The organism is Paenibacillus sp. J22FR21, assembly GCF_056269135.1.
On record NZ_JBWDNJ010000001.1, the window covers coordinates 461,124 to 479,261 of the forward strand.

The following is an 18,138-nucleotide window of genomic DNA, read 5'->3' on the forward strand; positions in this document are numbered from 1 at the left end:
AAGTGCAGCGCAAATTGTTCGATGAAGGGGGCTTTTTGCTATGAAAATACGTTTACTTCCAGCCATTATTACTGCAGTTATTTCTGCCGGATTATTAGTAGGCGGTTGGTATATACACCGTAATGTGGCGACGATTGAGCCGCTTGAACGCATAGTTGCCGAAACACCTGGAGTGATAGAAGGAGAGCCGGTAATCAGTCGCAGCTCGGTTACGATCGATTTAAAGCTGGACCGTGATGCAAATCTGCGGAACGTGTACGATACGATCGCTACGAAAGGCGATAACATGATCGGGAATCGTGAGCTTATGCTTGATATTCGTAATGACAAGACGTCAAAGCAGCTGGATGACATCTGGTCGACGATGCTCTTCGATGTCGCCCAAGCCATGGAGCATCGCAATTACGCGGATATTCCGGCAACCTTGAAACAAATCCAGAGCCAAAACGCCGGTGTTACTGCAGTATCTGAAATGGATGATACGAATGTCTATATTACGTTAAAAGACAGTAAATCGGAGAAGTACATCCTATTGCCTCGTACGCCAAATACGTTGGGAGCGTGGCCGAATGTTTAAGTATGGGAAAGAAATGGCGATCGGCTTCGTGCCGGTTTTTATCTTATTTCTGCAGTTTTATGTAGGTGTAAACACCATTCCACTTGTTTTTCTTGCTGTTATTGTCGGTGGATTGCTCTACATGGCGAAGTCACGTGGGAATTTGGCTACAGTAGGCGGTGGAAGCAGAGGAAAGGCGAGAGTGACGAAGCCGCTTTCGTTTGACCAAATCGGCGGTCAGGACCGAGCGAAGCAGGAGCTCGTCGAAGCGCTTGATTTTCTGATTCATGTCGATCAAATTTCGAAATTCGGTATTCGACCACTGAAGGGCATTTTGCTTACAGGCCCTCCGGGAACAGGGAAAACGCTGCTGGCGAAAGCGGCAGCTCATTATACGGATTCGATCTATGTGGCCGCATCCGGTTCTGAATTTGTTGAAATGTATGTCGGCGTCGGCGCAAGCCGTATCCGCGAATTGTTCAAGGAAGCCCGCCAGAAGGCGGCTAAGCAGAACAAGGAAAGTGCCGTTATTTTCATTGATGAGATCGATGTTATCGGTGGAAAACGCGACGGCGGACAGCAGCGCGAGTATGACCAAACGCTGAATCAGCTCTTAACTGAGCTTGACGGTATCCATACGTCGGATACACCGCGTATTCTGTTGATCGGCGCGACGAACCGAAAGGAAATGCTGGACAGTGCACTGCTTCGTCCCGGCCGGTTCGATCGTCATATCGCCGTTGATTTGCCGGATAAGAAAGGCCGCTCGCATATTCTTAATATCCATGCGCAGAACAAACCGCTCCATACCGAGGAAGTAAACCTCGATAAGATTGCGGAAGAGTCCTTCGGGTTCTCCGGCGCACAGCTGGAGAGCGTCATGAATGAAGCTGCCATCTATGCAATGCGTGAAGAAGGCGAAGTGATTAGCCAACGTCATCTATCCATGGCCATTGATAAAGTGATGATGGGTGAACGCACGGATCGCGAAGCGACGAGTGAAGAGCGTGAACGTGTGGCTTTGCACGAATTGGGCCATGCGATTGCAGCGGAACTCATACGTCCGGGCAGTGTTTCCCAGGTAGCCCTGCTGCCTAGAGGACAGGCGCTGGGTTATGTACGTCATAACCCGCAGCAGGATAAGTATTTGTATACGAAGCCGTTCTTGGAAGGTCAGATTATGATTGCGTTAGGCGGAGCTGCAGCGGAAGAGATCTTCTATGGCGGACGCAGCACAGGCTCCAGAGGAGATTTCGATCAGGCGATGAGTATCGTTCGTTCTATGGTGGAATCAGGTCTTACCGATCTTGGCATTATCGACAGCTCGATGATGACGCCCGACAAGTGGGCGGATGTGAACGGACGTATCTTAAATGAGCTTATGGAACGTGTGAAACGCATGCTGGAGAGTAATCGTGGAGTGTTTACGTCCTCACTGAAGGTGCTGACCAATGAAGAAACGTTGAGCGGTGACCGCTTCCGTTCTTTACTTGGCCAGGTCGTTTCAGAGGAACAGCTGCTCGCAGCACAATAATGGATGACGAAGAAGGCGGAGCCCCTCCGCCTTCTTATTTGATTTAAAAATATGTATAATAGACACAGAACTATGGAGGTGTGAACGTTGACAGCGGTACGTAAAGCAGGCGTCGTTGGCGCCGGTACGATGGGGCAGGGCATTTGTGAAATGCTGGCCTTTAACGGTCTTGAGGTCTACATAGTAGAACAAGACCAAACACGATTGGATCATGCGATCAATATGATTGAACAAAGCTTAGACAAGCAGATGGAGCGTTGGGCGCTTACGTCAGCGGAGAAGAAGCTGGTTATGAACCGGATTCATCCGATGGAGAAGTTCTCCGATTTGGCTGAATGCGAGCTTGTCATTGAGACGATTACGGAGGATGTGGACAGCAAGCTGGACATCTTCAAGCAGCTGGATCACATTTGCGCGCCGCAGGTTATTCTGGCGAGCAATACGTCAACACTAAGCTTAACCGAGCTTGCAAGTGTGACGAATCATCCGGAGCGTGTAATCGGCATGCATTTCGTCTATCCGGTCAGTAAGACGGATTTGGTAGAGATCGTGCGCGGTCTCAGAACCTCAGATGAAACCTTCGAGCAAACCAAACATTTTGTTGAGGAAACGATACATAAGAAAGGCGTCATGGTGTTCGAGTCGCCCGGTTTCGTCACTACGCGGCTTATCTGCCTGTTCATAAATGAGGCGCTGCACGTGCTTGAGGAAGGAGTCGCCTCGGCTGACGATATTGACAGCGCTATGCGAATCGGCTATTCGTTCCAGCACGGACCGTTCGAGATGGCGGATCGATTCGGTCTCGACGCGGTGCTCGCGGCGCTTGAGCGGATGTTCCGAGAATACGGGGAGCTCAAATACCGGCCATCCTTCATTCTGAAGAAAATGGTGCGAGGCGGGCAGCTCGGCGTGAAAAGCGGCGCCGGCTTCTTCAGCTACGATAAAGATGGAGGCCGAGTATGATCATTCTCGTTATGAATGCAGGCAGCTCTTCGTTGAAATATCAGCTGTACAACATGGAGGATGAATCGGTTCTCGCCCAAGGCCGCGTAGAGCGGATTGGCATGGATGATTCGATTCTGACCCATGAACCGACAGACGGTATTGAGGTGAATCGGGTTAGTGAAATTCTCGATCATAATGAAGCTGTCCGCAAAGTCAGCAACATATTGGTGCACCGCGAACATGGCGTATTGAAATCGTTGGATGAAATCAAGGCCGTTGGTCATCGGGTCGTCCACGGCGGCGAGAGCTTCAAACAGTCTACCCTCGTCACCGTTGATGTGAAGAAAGAAATCAGGCGCTTGTTCGACTTGGCGCCGCTTCATAATCCGCCGGCGATGATGGGCATTACTGCCGTTGAATTGAACCTGCCGGACGTGCCGCAGGTTGTCGTATTCGATACGGCGTTCCACCAATCCATGCCGATAGAGACGTTTCTGTATCCCATTCCAATGGTACTGTACCGCCGCCACAAAATCAGGCGTTATGGCTTCCATGGCACTTCGCATAACTATGTGAGTAAACTAGCTGCACAGAAGCTGGGCAAGCCGCTCAATGAGCTGAAGATCGTAACTTGCCACATCGGAAACGGCGCCAGCTGCGCGGCCATTCTGAATGGACAGTCCTTTGACACCAGTATGGGATTAACGCCGCTTGAAGGGTTGATGATGGGGACGCGGAGCGGGGATTTGGATCCGGCAATCGTGCCATTTACGATGAACAAAGAAGAGCTGACGCTGAATGAAGTGAACTCCATGCTCAATAAGCATAGCGGACTCATGGCCATTAGCGGCATCAGCAGCGATATGCGTGAAATCGTGACCGCGATGGAAGATGGCGATAAGCATGCGAAGCTGGCTTTCGATATGTACACCTACCGCCTTCGCAAGTATATCGGTGCCTATGCGGCCGGTATGAATGGCTTGGATGCAGTCGTGTTTACAGCCGGTGTAGGCGAGAATTCCGTTGCCGTCCGTAAAGCGGTATGCGAGCAGCTGACTTTCCTCGGTATCGAGCTCGACGAAGATCGCAACGCAGAGCGGTCCAAAGAAGTGCGGTACATTACGAAGGATGACTCACGCGTCAGTGTGCTAGTCGTTCCGACGAATGAAGAGCTATTAATTGCAAGAGATACGTATGAGATCGTGAAAGAATAGATGGTTTAATGAATATGAAGATCCGTATAGACGGAAAGGCGGAAATAAACGATGAAAACATTAACGACGATCGGACAATTGAAGGATTTTGCCGGACAATCCGTATGGATTGGCTGCTGGCTGAACGGGAAACGCTCCAGCGGTAAAATCCAATTTCTACAGCTGCGCGATGGAACAGGTTATGTGCAAGGTGTTGTTGTAAAGAGTGAAATCGAGGAAACAATTTGGAACTCCGCGAAGGAATTGACGCAGGAGAGCTCCCTTTACGTGAAAGGCATTGTGCGTGAGGAGCCGCGCAGTCAGTCCGGTTACGAGCTAACCGTTGAAGATATCGAAGTTATCCAAATTGCGCAAGACTATCCGATTACGCCGAAGGAGCATGGCGTCGACTTCTTGATGGATCGTCGTCACCTGTGGCTGCGTTCGCCGAAGCAGCGGGCGATTCTCGTTATTCGTGCGGAAATTATCCGCTCGATTCAGCAGTTCTTTGACGATCGTCAATTTACGCTCGTGGATCCGCCGATTCTGACGCCTTCTTCTTGCGAAGGCACGACGAACCTGTTCCACACGAAATATTTTGACGAGGATGCTTATTTGACGCAGAGCGGTCAGCTGTACATGGAAGCCGCAGCGATGGCGCTTGGCAAAGTGTATTCCTTCGGCCCGACATTCCGTGCAGAGAAGTCGAAGACTCGCCGTCACTTGATCGAGTTCTGGATGATCGAACCCGAGATGGCGTTCGTGGATCATGAAGAAAACTTGCGCGTGCAGGAGCAATTCGTTTCTTTCGTGGTGCAAAATGTCGTTAAGAACTGCCGTAAGGAGCTTGAAACGATTGGCCGCGATATCAGCAAGCTGGAGAACATCGTGGCGCCATTCCCGCGTATTACGTATGACCAGGCGATCGATTTCTTGCAGGAGAACAAGCATGAAATTCAGTGGGGCGAAGATTTCGGGGCGCCGCATGAAACGGCAATCGCGGAGAGCTATGATCGACCGGTGTTCATCACCCATTATCCAGCATCGTTCAAAGCGTTCTATATGAAGCCGGATCCGAACCGTCCGGAGGTTGTCCTTTGTGCGGATATGATTGCGCCTGAAGGGTATGGCGAGATTATCGGCGGTTCGCAGCGGATCGACGATCCGGAGCTGCTGGCAGAACGCTTCGCTGAGCATGAATTGTCAACGGAAGCGTATCAATGGTACCTAGACCTGCGCAAATACGGCACAGTGCCGCATTCCGGCTTCGGACTGGGGCTAGAGCGTACAGTGGCATGGATCTGCGGCTTGGAGCATGTGCGTGAAACGATTCCGTTCCCTCGTTTGCTGTACCGTCTGTATCCGTAAGCGCAAGGGGAGGGAGGACGAACGGTGAAAACCGAAATGTGGAAGGCCTACGCACGCGGAATGGCTGCCGCCATGAACGGCGGCGGCGTCGTGGTGCCGGCCGGTCTGCTCCGTGCTTATCGCGGCATTGGGCTAACGGATACGGAGATGCTGCTTATGCTGCAGCTTATGACGTACCGTCAGGTCGAAGGCGTAGATTTCCCTACGCCAGAGCAGCTGGCCGAGCGGCTTGGCATTCTGCCTAATGCAGCGCATCAGCTGCTCAGCCGCTTGATGAAGGAAGAGCTGCTCGCCATCGATGAGGAAATCGACCCGGTGAGCGGCATGCAATTTGAACGCTACAACTGGAACGGCTTCATTATCCGCAGCGCGGAATGGTTGGCCGAAGAGGCGCGATTGTCGTTTGAGAATGATCGGGAGCTGCAGCGTGCTGCGAGCGTCGGGGTTGGTTCCGGAATTGGAGTGGTTTCCGGCGCAGGAGCGGGTTTAGGAGCATCAGGTGGATATATAGCTGGTGGAGCGGGTTCCGGCGGTGTAGGAGCAGGTGCTGGCGGAGTACATGCCAGTGCCGGTGCCGGTATCGCAGGCGAGTGGCCGAAGCAATCGGATTTATTTTCTGTATTCGAGCAAGAATTCGGCCGACCGTTGTCTCCGATGGAATGCGAGACGATCAGCGCCTGGGTGGATCAAGATCGTTATCCGGACGAGTTGATCCGATTCGCACTTAAGGAATCCGTCTTTGCCGGTAAGCTGCATTTTCGCTATATCGACCGCATTCTCATTGAATGGAGCCGCAACCGGGTGACCAACACCGATGAGGCAAAAGCACATACACAGAAATTTCGCGGTGGCCGCGGGTCTTCATGACCTGCGGTTTTTTTTGCGTGTTTATGGAGAGTGGATGGAAGTAGAAGGTGATACGACGTAGTAGCGTGTAGCGGGGTTAGATGTGAGATGCGGGGTAGCCGCTTGTCCGCAAACGAAATAGGGCGAAGTTGCATAAGCTGTTGTCATAGCTGTGTGAGTAGGCTTCACCCTAGGAAAGTGGAGAGGATGACAGGACAGCGATGCCGGATTATTCGTTTTGGCAAGGTAGACAGGTGTTTGTGACGGGGCATACGGGTTTTGTGGGAACATGGCTTAGCTTATGGCTGCACCGCTTAGGGGCGGTTGTAACAGGCTACAGCGATGAATTGCCGACTACGCCGTCGATGTACCGTCTGTGTGGACTTGAGCACATCATACCGTGGACGAGAGGCGATATACGGGATACCGAGAAGCTTACGGCCGCATTGAGGGATGCGAAGCCGGAGGTGGTTTTTCATTTGGCAGGGCAATCCGAACATCAAGGGAAGCACAGCACGGTTGAAATCTTTGATGTCAATGTCGCTGGGACAGCTGCGCTGCTGGATGCGGTGCGTATCGTACACGAGGATCACCCGATCCGCGCTGTAGTGGCTATGACCGCGGCGGATTGTTACGCGCCGCGCGATTGGGTGCTCGGCTACCGCGAAGCCGACGGCCTCGGCGGAGCGGAGCCCGGCTCCGCGAGCAAAGCATGCGCGGAGCTTGTCGTGTCCGCCTTCCGGCGCGCGTACTTCGCCGGAAGCACTGACGGGCCCGCGGTCGCGACTGTCCGCGCGGGCCATCTCATCGGCGGCGGCGACTTCGCGAGCGGCCGCCTCGTGCCGGACTGCGTGCGCGCCGCGGCCGGCGAGCGCGCAGCGCTCCAGGACCAGCAGCCATGGCCGAGCGGCTTCCGGCCATGGCTGCACGTGCTTGAAGCGCTCGCGGGCTGCCTCGCGCTCGCGCAGCGGCTGTTCCCGCCCGGCGGCGGCGGCGGTGACTTCGCCGAGGCGTGGAACTTGGGTCCGCGCACATGCGAAGCGCGGACCTCGGCCTGGCTGGCCGAGGCGCTGCGCGCTCGCCTCGGCGGCCAGCCGGCAGCGTCGGTGCCTGCTGGCGGGACCGCAGGCGCCTCGAGGCAGCGGCAGCAGGCGGATGCGGCAGCGCCGCCGATGCTGCTCGACACGACGAAAGCTGCTTCTCGCCTTGGCTGGCGGCCCCGATGGGATGCGCAGCTCACGGCTCAGCTTACGGCAGACTGGTACGCGGCTTGGTTGCAAGGCGCACCGATGCGCGATGTCAGCGTTTCGCAGATTGTGCAATATGAAACGCGTTTATGAATAGGTCGTGAAGAGAGCAGCCGCTTGGCTGCTCTCTTTCATGCTATGTCATACTTTCGAAATATGCTAAACTAAGAATATCACTTCCGAAATTGCAGCTGTAACAGCGTGAACCTTCGGAATATTGGAAGGACGTTTATCGATGTCAGAACTTCATTCCCATACTCATAACCATTCGGATGCTCATAAATCGCAAGATACGGTCAAGCAAATGATTGAGATCATGTCGCAAAGCGGCTGGCGCATTACCGAGCAGCGCCGAGAGCTGGCAGAGATTTTCGCGAAGACGGAGGGGTATTTGTCTCCGAAGGACGTATATGACCATATGTCGCGCGCGTATCCGAGCGTGAGCTTCGATACGGTTTATCGTAATTTGCGTCTGCTGAGTGAGATGGGAGCGCTGGAGCAGTTTTATTTTATGGATGGGGGCTTGAAGTTCCGCGTGAGCTGCCTGTCTCATCATCATCATCACTTGATTTGCATCAATTGCGAGAAGACACTTACATTCGAGTATTGTCCGATGGACCAGTCGCTCGATTTGCCGGGTTCATTCAAGATTATGAATCACCGATTTGAAGTTTATGGCGTCTGTGAAGTCTGTCAGCGGGAATCGGGTACATGATGTTCATGTATCCGGCTCCCGTTTTTTATTAGGCAATCAAGGATCTGAGCTGGGCTTGGACATCTCCGCGGAACAAACCGCCATGGTAGCAAATAACCTGATCGATCGGATAGGAGATTAATTGCTCCAATGAACGAAGAGCGGCGTCATTCCGTCGCCGTAGCCAAGTGGTAATTCGCACATTTAAGTGGGATGGCCAGCATTTGTCAAAGCATAATAAAAAGGCATAACCGGTTGATCATCAGCCGGTTATGACTTATTTACTTACACGATGAACATGGCGACGATTGTCGTCACGGCCAGCCCGAATAAGACCGGCTTCAAGTTGCGGCGAGCGAGCTCGAACGGATCAACGCCGCAAATTGCAGCAGCGGGAATGAGTGCCCACGGAATCAAAGTGCCTCCGCCGACCCATATGGCAGCAACCTGCCCGAGTGCAGTGAGCGTTGCCGCACCGGAGCCGATTGCCGATGCGAAGAGCTGCGCAATCGAGCCGGCAAGCGATATCCCCGAGAAGCCGGAGCCGTCAAGGCCGGTAATGGCGCCGGTGACAGCCAGCGTAACGGACCCGATTGCTTGATTAAGCGGTACGTGATTGGCGAGTGCCACCCCCAGGTCATTCACTATGCCATGCGATCCTTCCGGCAGCCCGCCGCCGAACAATTCGGTAAACGCCGAATCTCCCAAGTAGAAGAAGGCCGCGATCGGAATAACGGGTCCAAATACTTTGAATCCAAACTGAAAGCCCTCGATAAGGTACGCGGTCGTCTGTTCCAATCCTTTGTTGCGATGGGCCAGCATCGTGACGAGGATCAGAATAAACACGGCTGTGCCTCCGATTAAAGCCGTCGCATCTCCACCTTGGAGATTGAGCACGAACATCGCCACGACATCGACAATAAACAAGAGGGGAATGAGAATGGCAAGCGTCTTCTTCCATGTCATTGGCATGTTGACCCGATCTTCGGTTAACGAATTCACGGGATTCGTATTTGCCGCAATCAGTCCGTCTCTCCACTTGCCTGTACGCATATCTCTGCGCATCATCCAGAAAGCTGTAAGCGTGGTCACTACTCCCATCACAATGACTAGCGGCACACTGGCTTGCATGACACTGGTAACGGATAACCCGGCTGCGTCGGCGGTCAGCTTCGGCGCACCTTGGATGATATAATCACCGGATAATGCAATGCCATGACCGAACAGGTTCATCGCCATCGCAGCACCAAGCGCCGGAAGTCCAACACGGACGGCAACAGGCAGCAATACAGCTCCGATTAACGCTACGCCGGGGGAAGGCCAGAAAAACCACGAGGTCACCATCATAATCAATCCGATTCCCCAGAAAGCGAGAGCAGGTGTGCGTAAGAAACGCGTAAGCGGCTCTACCATCACTTCGTTGATGCCGGTAATAATCAAGATGCGACTCATCGCAACGATGATCGAGATGATGAAAATCGTGCCGAGCAGCTCCTTCGTTGCATAGATAAAGCTGTTAAAAATACCACTCACCGAATCGCTCAAGCTTTCAGTTGCGATAAGGCCAAGCGCAAAGATGCCGACCACGCAAACGAGCGTCGTATCTCGTCTTTTGATCAGCACACCCAAAATAAAAACGATAAAGGCAAGATACACCCAGTGTATTGGAGCTAAATGCAATTCCACCAACCATCACCCTTTCCAGAGGCTGCTGCCTATATCGTATGCAGGCGGCTAATTAGGCGTTCATCCTGGCTGCTGTACGGGCCTGGGACGATTGCCGGTGACCAAGCTGATGCGAATCTCATATATATGTTAATAGGTTGCAAGATCGAAATGGTAGGGAGGTGTCGTGTCTAGATGGACAAACAATCCTTTTTTGACCTGCTGCTCCCAGTTGCGAAGCGGCTTTATGCAGAAGGATCGCCTATATTTCCATCCGTCCGGTTAGCCCAAAGTTGGTTGGAAACAGGGGGCAATATTCCTTACTGGAATAACCTTGCAGGTTATAAAGTGGGATCAGGCGTGCCCAATGGTTATTGGAAAGGCGCGATCGTGGACAAACGAACATGGGAAGTCATTGACGGTAAACGAGTTACGTTGACGGCGACATTCCGCGCTTATGATAGCATTTACGATTTCTATAAGGACCAGGATTTGTTATTTGCACGCAGCCGATATGAGCGAGTGCGGATGGCTAAGACGCCGTTTGAACAAGTCCAGATGCTGCTTGCATGCGGCTATGCGACAGATCCCGATTATGCGAGTAAATTGACTGCTATTATCAATGGGAGCAGCTTGACGCAATATGACTACAAGAGCAAAGGGGATGAACCGATGACTGCAGAGGAGAAGAAGGCATTCGATGAGCTGCAGAGAATGGCCTTGAAGCTAAAGGCAGACCATGATCAACTCAAAATCGCGCTGCTAGACCAGACGAATGCATTAAAAGAGCTGCAATTATGGGCACTTAAAATCGATGCCAGCAATGAAATGGATACCGTGCCTGATTGGGCGAAAGACGCTGTCGATGCAGCAGTGAAATCGAAACTGATCGATACGCCAAAAGGCGGCAGCTATGATTTTTACCGTTTACTTTCCGTGCTGCACAGGAAGAAATTGATTTAACGATGTATATATTCGCCTGAACTGGGCATTCTTAAGATATCGGCGTCGCGAGATGCCGTAGACAACCGCGGAGAAGACTTACGTTTCCCCATAAGCTCTTCGTCCGGTTTCTCCTCTCCCATGAAAGGGGCCCCAGCAATGGGGCCCCGGATTTTTTTTACCTGATCTATAGCCCTATCAGATACACCGCGATGGACATTCATCGTGGTTTTTTTGTTGTCTCACTTGCTCGTTAAACGAAATTATCCTTGACGTAAATAAATCCTAATGATAGGATAATAAATATCCTAAATATAAGATAAATAATAATAGGATAAAATACATTAGGGTAAAGGGAGAGAGTTAAGTGTTTTCAATCATTCTTCAAATTGTACTGGGTATTGGCTTTCTGATGTTTGGATTTATGAAGTTCGGATCTCAAATGGTTGAAGAATTCAAGCGTTACGGGTATTCGGCAGGATTTAGGGTATTTACAGGTTTCGTTGAGATCATTACCGCAGCATTGCTTATTGCAGGGATTTGGAGTGAAAAATTAGCTGTGTGGGGCGGTTGGTTAATTGTTGTAACCATGCTGGGTGCTATCGTTACGCATATTAAAGTGAAGGATGCGGCAAACAAAATGATGATGCCTATCATTTTGTTCATTTTGGGAATCGTTGTACTACTTATCAATATTTAATCCTTGTATTTAAAGGGTTTGATTAGATATAACAGGCTGTATTATTCATTAGTACAGCCTGAGGTTCTTCCGCTGCCCGAGCCAGACACGATAGTTAAATTTGTAACGGTTGCCAGCGTGCTTATTTCATGAAAAAGTCGACTTTTAAAACGCTAACGGTTGTGACAGAGCTTATATACTGCCAATGGTGGATTTTGGATTGAAATGTGTCCAAATAAGCTTGGTGGCAACCGTTAGAAAAAATAATGAGGTTTTTTATGCCAAATAAGCGCTGTCACAACCGTTACAAAATAGACTGTTGAGTGAGGCCGTTTTCTCTGCAACCTGAGGCTGTACTATTCAAAGGCTGCCGATCTTTGAATCGGCAGCCTATTTTTGGATGTTCGGGAAAGTCTCGGCAGCCTGAGAAAGTCCCGAAGGGGCTGCTGCCTGAGCATTTCAGGAGTGCGGAAAGTTCTAACGAACGGTACGGGTCTTATTTGGCCTTGCGCATTTTGGAGTCGTTTCACCCTAATAGCGCCCCTACGGTTCGTTAGATTTTCGGAGGCGTGAAATTCGGCCTTATAAGGCCTCCACGGTTCGTTAGAGTTAGGAGACCGCAGCTGAGAGTCGCCAAATCGAACTCTCAGCATCATAATGGCGAGGTTTTAGCTCTGAGAGTTCAGATTCTGCACTCTCAGCATCCGATGCGCAGGGATTGGGGTTAGTTTGCTCGCTGAGAGTCGCCAAATCGAACTCTCAGCATCCATCGCGGGGGGAGGGGGTAGTGTGCCCCGCCGTTTTGATCAAACTTAAGTTTCTCTGCAACCTGAGGCTGTACTATTCACAATAGTACAGCCTCATTTTTTTGTTCAACGCCAAGGTCTGGATTGGAGTTGCGTGAAAATTTTAAAACGGAATAATTCCATCACTCACTTAGGAGCCAATGAACCGTTAGCTTCTCACTGTACCGGATTGGGTTAACGTTTTCCGTTTTGAAACATGCAAAAAACGCTATATATAATGAAGAAACTTTTTTGAGAAAACGCGTTACAGCAATAAAGCTACACTCCGTATATGCGTTGAAGTAATAAAGGAGTCTGAAAAGTCGCTGAAATCAGCTGAAATTTGTTCGCATCCAGGCATTTATGCGGTATGATCAACGTAATGGCATGCCGTAAGAAATACTCGGATTATTGCAGAACGAAGGGGAGATATAAGCGATGAGGATTGTAGTCTTGGATGGATTTACGTTGAATCCGGGAGATCTGGATTGGGCTGAATTCAGCAAGCTTGGAGAGCTGATTGTGTATGAGCGGACAGCGCGCGAGGATATTGTGAATCGAGCGTTAAGTGCCGATATCGTGATCACGAACAAAACGCCGATTTCTGCGGAAACAATCGCTAAGTTGCCGGAGCTTCAATACATCGGCGTATTAGCTACCGGTTATAACATCGTGGATACGAAAGCCGCTGCAGAGCATGGCATTGTGGTGACGAATGTGCCGGATTACAGCACGCATTCCGTTGTTCAATTGGTCTTCGCGCTTATGCTGGAGCTGACTTATCATGTAAGTGCCCACAGCAGTGCCGTACATAGCGGACGTTGGTCTGCAGGACCTGATTTTACATTTTCACTGCATCCTCTGATGGAGCTATCGGGCAAAACGATGGGGATCGTCGGCTATGGCCAAATCGGTCAGCAGGTTGCCAGAGCAGCGTTAGCTTTCGGTATGAATGTTGTCGTACAGACGCGCACCCCTCGCGAGGTTCCGGGTCTTGAATCGGTTACCTTTGTCAATAACAGTGAATTGTTCCGCACAGCAGATGTTATCTCGCTGCACTGTCCTTTGACGCAGGACACTACCGGACTCGTGAACCAGCGTACATTAGGACTCATGAAACGCTCGGCGATCCTTATTAACACTGCACGGGGCGGTCATATCGTGGAACAGGATTTGGCGGAAGCACTTAACAGCGGTCGGATTGCAGGAGCGGGACTTGATGTACTGAGTGTGGAGCCGCCTGCAGTCGACCATCCGCTGCTGCATGCCGCTAATTGTACGATTACCCCGCATATCGGCTGGGCAACAGTCGAAGCACGAAGAAGACTGATGGGGATTGCAGCAGATAATTTGCGCTTGTTTATGCAAGGCGATATTCGCAATCAGGTGAACTAAGGCGATGCGCGGTTTTTGCATTATTATGGGCTTTGACGGGTTGGGCTGGCTGTTGCATCAGTTTGCGTCGGTTCCGCTTCCCTCACATGTATTAGGGCTGCTGCTTCTGTCAGCAGCTTTATTTATGGGCATCGTGAAACTGGAGTGGGTGGAACAAAGTGCGGGATTTCTGAATCGGCATATGATGCTGTTCTTTATCCCGCTTCTGGCCGGTGCAGCAGCATTCGGTCCGCAAATCGGATCATCCTGGTTAGCGGCGATTGTTAGTCTTACCGCAGGGACGTTAACGATCGTAATCATAACAGGACTATCAACCAAGATGCTGGTTAAGCGGAAGGAGCGTGCAGGGAATGAGGAGTGAACTGTTCGCTGATCCAATGTTTGGCATCGGACTGACGCTGGCCGCATACGCTGCCGCCGTACTCATAAGGCGTCGATGGGGTTGGCTGCATCCGCTGCTGAGCGCACCGATCCTTGTTTATTTGGTGCTGCTGCTTGGGGATATCTCCTATCCTGACTATAGGGCGGGCGGAGATATCGTGACCTTTTTTCTCGGCCCAGCAACGGTTGCGATGGCGGTTCCGTTGTATAAGCATGCCATGAGGCTTCGCCGCATGCTTCCGTCTTTATTGCTTGGTGCTCTTGTTGGAAGTTTTGTAGGCCTTCTGGTGAATGCTCTGTGTGTAGTGCTGTTTGGCGGAACGGAAGACTTTCTTCGCTCGGCGCTGCCCAAGTCGGTAACCGCCGCCGTAGCCGTTGATTTATCCGGCTGGCTGGGCGGAGCGCCGGAACTAACTGCCGCTCTTACCGTATTGACCGGACTTGTCGGCAGTATTGCAGGTCCTCCGCTGCTGCGATTATGCGGTGTGCGAGACAACATTGCCTCGTCGATAGCAATAGGTGCTGCCGCACATGGAATTGGGTCGGCGAAGCTGCTTTCCGAGTCTGAAGAGCAGGGAGGTCTCAGCGGCTTCTCCATGGCTGCTTGCGCCATGTTTACGCCTGTACTTTTGCTGCCTGTGCATGCTTGGCTGTTTTGACGAATTTTCGATTATTTCGTCATATTTCATCTTATCTTAAGGTTTACGCGGGTTATACATGATATAGTGTCACAGTAATGTTAAAACTGATTGCAAATGCCGGAAGGGAGTTTTCAAGTTGAACGAGAAAGATAAAGAGAAAAATTTGAATGACAATGAGCTTGAGGCAGTAGAGCAAGAAACGAATGAAACGAAAGAGGATATGTCCTCGAATGAAACGGCTGAGGTTACAGCTGTTGAACAAAACGAATCGACAGATAGGGACAAGGAACAGGCTGTCGAAGAGACCGAAGAGGATAAACAACAACCTGCAGTTGTACAGCCTGTACCAGAGGTAGCAGCAGCTCCTGCAGCAACGAATAACGGTAAGGCATGGATGTACATTTCGATCGGACTAGCTGTCATTTTGATCTTCACCATTGTAAAAATGCCATTCGGCGGCGGCAGCAGCGATACAGTGGGCTCCGTTAACGGCGTGGCCATAACGAAGGATCAATTGTATGACGAGATGGCGAAGGTTGGCGGCGAGCAAACGCTTGACAACATGATTCAGGACGAGCTTATTAAGCAAGAAGCAGATAAAGCGGGCATCGTTGTAGGCGATGCTGAAGTGACGAAAGAAATCGACAGCATCAAGAAGCGTTTCCCATCCGAAGCGGAATTCGAGACAGCGCTTCAGCAGGCAGGTATGACGCTTGACGATTTGAAGAAACAAACACCAATGCAGCTTCGTATCCGCAAAATTCTGGAGCCACAGGCGAAAGTAACGGACGAAGATATTAAAACGTATTTTGAGCAAAACAAAGCACAATTCGATCAGGCGGAACAAGTGAAGGCTTCGCATATTCTTGTAGCCACCAAAGAAGAAGCGGATGCAATCGAGAAACAGCTTAAAGAAGGCGCAGATTTTGCAACGTTGGCGAAAGAGAAGTCCACTGATCCAGGCAGCAAAGAACAAGGCGGCGACCTTGGTTTCTTCGGCAAAGGCGCTATGGATCCGGCATTTGAAGAAGCTGCATTCAAGCTGAAGAAAGACGAAATCAGCGCACCGATTCAAACGCAGTACGGCTTCCATATCATCAAAGCAACCGATCATAAAGCTGCTAAGGCGGCAACGCTTGATGAGAAGAAAGCCGATATTAAAGAGCAATTGATAGCGCAGAAGGTACAAGAGCTGTCGCCGACTTGGCTCGAAGACCTGAAGAGCAAATCGAAAATCACGAACACAATCAAAGATGCAGCTGCAGAGGATGCGGCGCAAGCACCAACTACGGGCAATGCTGCGACAAACGGTTCGACAAACGCAAAGTAATCCCGAAACCCAAATAAATAAGACGACCATCACAGGTAAAATTTGGCCTGTGGTGGTCGTCTTATTTTGTGGCACAATAAGTTCGTAAAAGCTAGTGAGCACAAGGGCTGAATACGCTACCAGTCACGTTCTTGTTAACTTATATGACACGAAAAGATAGTAAATCTTTACAACTGTTCAAAATGTGTTTTACAAATGTTTAAAATCGTTGTATTATTGGCTCTGGGTTTAAAAAATTACACTTATCAACATGGAGGCGGGTTCTAAGAATGAAAAAGAAAATGCTAGTTCTAGTTTCACTCATGCTCGTTCTAACAGGCGTATTGTCTGCCTGCGGAAAAAGCGGATCGGGTAGCGATCAAACGTTCCGGATGAACCTTACATCCGAGCCGCCTAGTCTCGATGTTGCACAAGCACAGGATCAAGTATCCTTCACTGTGCTGAGCGGACTCTTTGAGGGTCTGACACGTATGGACGACAAAGGTAATATCGTTCCAGGCGTAGCTGAGAAATGGGATATTTCGGAAGACGGCAAGAAATTCACGTTCCACCTTCGCGATGACGCGAAATGGTCCAATGGTGACCCTGTTACTGCAGGCGATTTCGAATACTCCTGGAAACGTACTTTGGATCCTAAGCTAAACCCACCGGCTCCATATGCTTACCAGCTCTATTACATCAAAAATGCACAAAACTATAACATCGAGCAAGACAACCCGGATCACATCGCTGATCCTGCACAAGTCGGCGTTAAAGCACTCGATGATAAAACGCTTGAAGTACTGTTGGAAAACCCGACTCCATACTTCTTGAATATCACAGCGTTCTTCACTTCCTTCCCGGTTCACAAATCGGCGAAAGAGAATGCTAACTGGGCTGCTGAGTCCAAAGACTACATCAGCAATGGTCCTTTCAAACTGGCATCGTGGAAACACGGCGATTCCATTGAGCTTGTACCTAACGAGAACTACTGGGCTAAAGACGAAATCAAATTGTCCAGCGTTAAATTCTCGATGGTTAAAGACGCTAACACAGAGCTAAACATGTACAAAACAGGTCAACTTGACTGGGCAGGCGCTCCAACAGGCAGCATCCCGCCGGAACAGCTTGACAAGTTCCGTAAAGAAAACAACAAAGAATTGTCTGTAAAAGGTATTGCAAGCACATACTACTACAACTTCAACAACCAAAAGAAACCTTTCAACAACGCAAAAGTTCGTAAAGCTCTTGCAATGGCTGTAGACCGTCAAGCAATCGTTGACAACGTAACTAAAGCCGGACAAGTACCTGCTTACGGTTTCGTTTCCACTGGTATCCACGGCGTGAACGGCGAATACCGTTCCGAAGTGAAAGACGACTACTTCAAAGAAGATGTAACAGAAGCTAAGAAATTGCTTGCAGAAGGTTTGGCTGAAGAAGGCATGACTTCGATGCCTGAATTCTCGCTTTCCTTCAACGAAGGTCTTCACAAGAACGTTGCTGAAGCAATCGCTGACATGTGGAAAACGAACCTTGGCATCACAGTTAAACTGGATCTTCAAGAGTGGAAAGTATTCTTGAAAAACCGTCAAAGCTTGAACTATGATGTTGCACGCGCTGGTTGGGGTGCTGACTACAATGACCCGATGACTTTCATCGACATGTTCACATCCAAAGGCGGTAACAACGATATCGGCTTCGCAAGCCCAGAGTACGATGCACTGGTTAAAGAAGCTTACAGCACTAACGATCAACAAAAACGTGTAGACGCTATGGCTAAAGCAGAGAAATTGCTGATTGGCGACAATCAAGCACTTATGCCGCTTTACTACTACTCGTCCGCTCAATTGGTTAAATCGTATGTGAAAAATGCGGTTGTTGACTACAGCGGCAACGTTGACTACACTCGTATCTCGATCGAAAAATAATAACAGCAAGAAAATACTAAGGGGTATAGG

Annotated in this window: 16 protein-coding genes; 15 read left to right on the forward strand and 1 reads right to left on the reverse strand. The window is 50.3% G+C overall.

What is annotated here, in order from left to right; translation table 11 throughout:
* Positions 1-40: 40 nt before the first annotated feature.
* The 8 genes from AC0YNS_RS02285 (at position 41) to AC0YNS_RS02320 (ending at position 8,404) form a co-directional block, all read left to right on the forward strand.
* Positions 41-577: a hypothetical protein gene (locus AC0YNS_RS02285; RefSeq protein WP_475779421.1), complete on the forward strand. Its 537-nt coding sequence runs from the start codon at positions 41-43 to the stop codon at positions 575-577.
* A complete protein-coding gene (locus AC0YNS_RS02290) occupies positions 570-2,090 on the forward strand; it encodes an AAA family ATPase (RefSeq protein ID WP_475779422.1) in 1,521 nt (506 codons plus the stop codon). Before AC0YNS_RS02285 ends, AC0YNS_RS02290 begins: the two co-directional genes overlap by 8 nt.
* A gap of 87 nt (positions 2,091-2,177) precedes the next feature.
* Positions 2,178-3,053 (forward strand): 3-hydroxyacyl-CoA dehydrogenase family protein, encoded by an 876-nt coding sequence (locus AC0YNS_RS02295; RefSeq protein WP_475779423.1) that lies wholly within the window; start codon positions 2,178-2,180, stop codon positions 3,051-3,053.
* Positions 3,050-4,249: an acetate/propionate family kinase gene (locus tag AC0YNS_RS02300; protein WP_475779424.1), complete on the forward strand. Its 1,200-nt coding sequence runs from the start codon at positions 3,050-3,052 to the stop codon at positions 4,247-4,249. Before AC0YNS_RS02295 ends, AC0YNS_RS02300 begins: the two co-directional genes overlap by 4 nt.
* Positions 4,250-4,300: 51 nt before the next feature.
* On the forward strand, positions 4,301-5,596 hold the full coding sequence (asnS, locus tag AC0YNS_RS02305) for an asparagine--tRNA ligase (protein WP_475779425.1): 1,296 nt from the start codon (positions 4,301-4,303) through the stop codon (positions 5,594-5,596).
* A 24-nt stretch (positions 5,597-5,620) separates the two neighbouring features.
* Complete coding sequence (locus tag AC0YNS_RS02310; protein WP_475779426.1) at positions 5,621-6,463, forward strand: DnaD domain protein; 843 nt, start codon at positions 5,621-5,623, stop codon at positions 6,461-6,463.
* 200 nt (positions 6,464-6,663) lie between these two features.
* Positions 6,664-7,782 carry a CDP-glucose 4,6-dehydratase gene (rfbG, locus tag AC0YNS_RS02315; protein ID WP_475779427.1) on the forward strand — a complete coding sequence of 373 codons (1,119 nt, stop codon included), beginning with the start codon at positions 6,664-6,666 and terminating at the stop codon, positions 7,780-7,782.
* A 142-nt stretch (positions 7,783-7,924) separates the two neighbouring features.
* Positions 7,925-8,404, forward strand: coding sequence for a Fur family transcriptional regulator (locus AC0YNS_RS02320; RefSeq protein WP_475779428.1), 480 nt, complete (start codon positions 7,925-7,927; stop codon positions 8,402-8,404).
* A gap of 264 nt (positions 8,405-8,668) precedes the next feature.
* On the opposite strand, the gene AC0YNS_RS02325 is transcribed toward AC0YNS_RS02320, so the two are convergent.
* Complete coding sequence (locus AC0YNS_RS02325) at positions 8,669-10,069, reverse strand: hypothetical protein (protein ID WP_475779429.1); 1,401 nt, start codon at positions 10,067-10,069, stop codon at positions 8,669-8,671.
* Positions 10,070-10,243: 174 nt separating this feature from the next.
* Between AC0YNS_RS02325 and AC0YNS_RS02330 the strand changes: the two genes are divergently transcribed.
* From AC0YNS_RS02330 to AC0YNS_RS02360, 7 genes are all read left to right on the forward strand, one after another.
* Positions 10,244-11,011: a glycoside hydrolase family 73 protein gene (locus AC0YNS_RS02330; protein WP_475779430.1), complete on the forward strand. Its 768-nt coding sequence runs from the start codon at positions 10,244-10,246 to the stop codon at positions 11,009-11,011.
* A gap of 346 nt (positions 11,012-11,357) precedes the next feature.
* Positions 11,358-11,690 (forward strand): DoxX family protein, encoded by a 333-nt coding sequence (locus AC0YNS_RS02335; RefSeq protein WP_475779431.1) that lies wholly within the window; start codon positions 11,358-11,360, stop codon positions 11,688-11,690.
* Between the two features lie 1,202 nt (positions 11,691-12,892).
* Positions 12,893-13,849 carry a D-2-hydroxyacid dehydrogenase gene (locus AC0YNS_RS02340; protein ID WP_475779432.1) on the forward strand — a complete coding sequence of 319 codons (957 nt, stop codon included), beginning with the start codon at positions 12,893-12,895 and terminating at the stop codon, positions 13,847-13,849.
* 4 nt (positions 13,850-13,853) lie between these two features.
* Positions 13,854-14,210 (forward strand): CidA/LrgA family protein, encoded by a 357-nt coding sequence (locus AC0YNS_RS02345; RefSeq protein ID WP_475779433.1) that lies wholly within the window; start codon positions 13,854-13,856, stop codon positions 14,208-14,210.
* Positions 14,200-14,889 carry an LrgB family protein gene (locus AC0YNS_RS02350; protein WP_475779434.1) on the forward strand — a complete coding sequence of 230 codons (690 nt, stop codon included), beginning with the start codon at positions 14,200-14,202 and terminating at the stop codon, positions 14,887-14,889. Before AC0YNS_RS02345 ends, AC0YNS_RS02350 begins: the two co-directional genes overlap by 11 nt.
* A gap of 118 nt (positions 14,890-15,007) precedes the next feature.
* Positions 15,008-16,201: a peptidylprolyl isomerase gene (locus AC0YNS_RS02355; protein ID WP_475779435.1), complete on the forward strand. Its 1,194-nt coding sequence runs from the start codon at positions 15,008-15,010 to the stop codon at positions 16,199-16,201.
* Positions 16,202-16,470: 269 nt separating this feature from the next.
* Positions 16,471-18,108, forward strand: a complete 1,638-nt coding sequence (locus AC0YNS_RS02360) for a peptide ABC transporter substrate-binding protein (protein ID WP_475779436.1) — start codon at positions 16,471-16,473, stop codon at positions 18,106-18,108.
* The last annotated feature ends 30 nt before the right edge of the window (positions 18,109-18,138 follow it).